Origin of the sequence: Halobacillus sp. GSS1 (assembly GCF_017307035.1) — a bacterium.
GTDB lineage: Bacteria > Bacillota > Bacilli > Bacillales > Halobacillaceae > Halobacillus > Halobacillus litoralis.
Genome location: NZ_JAFLHE010000029.1, coordinates 1 through 1066, shown reverse-complemented (window position 1 = coordinate 1066; position 1066 = coordinate 1). Strand labels below are relative to the sequence as shown.

The 1066-nt window shown below is 50.9% G+C and carries 9 tRNA genes and 1 rRNA gene; all 10 read right to left on the bottom strand.

What is annotated here, in order from left to right:
• Positions 1-4: 4 nt before the first annotated feature.
• The 10 genes from J0K78_RS19975 to rrf all read right to left on the bottom strand — a co-directional run bounded on the left by J0K78_RS19975 (position 5) and on the right by rrf (position 990).
• A tRNA-Ala gene (locus J0K78_RS19975) sits at positions 5-80 on the bottom strand.
• A gap of 13 nt (positions 81-93) precedes the next feature.
• A tRNA-Pro gene (locus tag J0K78_RS19970) sits at positions 94-170 on the bottom strand.
• Positions 171-176: 6 nt separating this feature from the next.
• A tRNA-Arg gene (locus tag J0K78_RS19965) sits at positions 177-253 on the bottom strand.
• Between the two features lie 11 nt (positions 254-264).
• A tRNA-Leu gene (locus J0K78_RS19960) sits at positions 265-353 on the bottom strand.
• 55 nt (positions 354-408) lie between these two features.
• Positions 409-483: transfer RNA gene (locus tag J0K78_RS19955), tRNA-Gly, on the bottom strand.
• Between the two features lie 6 nt (positions 484-489).
• Positions 490-571: transfer RNA gene (locus tag J0K78_RS19950), tRNA-Leu, on the bottom strand.
• 7 nt (positions 572-578) lie between these two features.
• Positions 579-654, bottom strand: a tRNA-Lys gene (locus tag J0K78_RS19945).
• 30 nt (positions 655-684) lie between these two features.
• Positions 685-760: transfer RNA gene (locus J0K78_RS19940), tRNA-Thr, on the bottom strand.
• A 15-nt stretch (positions 761-775) separates the two neighbouring features.
• Positions 776-851 (bottom strand) — tRNA-Val (locus tag J0K78_RS19935).
• A 25-nt stretch (positions 852-876) separates the two neighbouring features.
• A 5S ribosomal RNA gene (gene rrf, locus J0K78_RS19930) occupies positions 877-990 on the bottom strand.
• Positions 991-1066 lie beyond the last annotated feature (76 nt).

Below are 1066 nucleotides of genomic sequence, written 5' to 3'. Positions count from 1 at the left end.
TAATTGGTGGAGCCTAGCGGGATCGAACCGCTGACCTCCTGCGTGCAAAGCAGGCGCTCTCCCAGCTGAGCTAAGGCCCCTCTATATTAGGAATGGTCGGGAAGACAGGATTCGAACCTGCGACCCCTTGGTCCCAAACCAAGTGCTCTACCAAGCTGAGCTACTTCCCGTTTAAATGGCGCGCCCGAGAGGAGTCGAACCCCTAACCTTCTGATCCGTAGTCAGACGCTCTATCCAATTGAGCTACGGGCGCATATTTGTTTATGGTGCCGAGGGCCGGACTCGAACCGGCACGGTGGAAACCCACCGCAGGATTTTAAGTCCTGTGCGTCTGCCAATTCCGCCACCCCGGCCTGGCAAGTTTATGTCTAATATCGATGTTGTTTATTAAGTAGCTTGGTTGAATCATGGAGCGGAAGACGGGATTCGAACCCGCGACCCCCACCTTGGCAAGGTGGTGTTCTACCACTGAACTACTTCCGCATAAAGTGCGGGTGGAGGGACTTGAACCCCCACGCCGTGAAGCACTAGATCCTAAATCTAGCGTGTCTGCCAATTCCACCACACCCGCAAATGAATGGTGAGCCATGAAGGATTCGAACCTTCGACCCTCTGATTAAAAGTCAGATGCTCTACCAGCTGAGCTAATGGCTCTTATCGAAAAATGTTAGCGCAAGCAACTAATGGTGCCGGCCAGAGGACTTGAACCCCCAACCTACTGATTACAAATCAGTTGCTCTGCCAGTTGAGCTAGGCCGGCTAACTTGATAAGAAATGGTGGAGGATGCAGGGTTCGAACCTGCGACCCCTTGCTTGTAAGGCAAGTGCTCTCCCAGCTGAGCTAATCCTCCGGATTATTATGAAATTATTATCAAGGCTTGGCGGCGTCCTACTCTCACGGGGGTAAACCCGACTACCATCGGCGCTGAAGAGCTTAACTGCTGTGTTCGGCATGGGAACAGGTGTGACCTCTTCGCCTTCACCACCAAACCTTTTTTCAAGGACAAGATATATTATATTGTCCTTTGAACAAAATTTCAAGGGGTAAATTCAAGTTTTTTTTGAA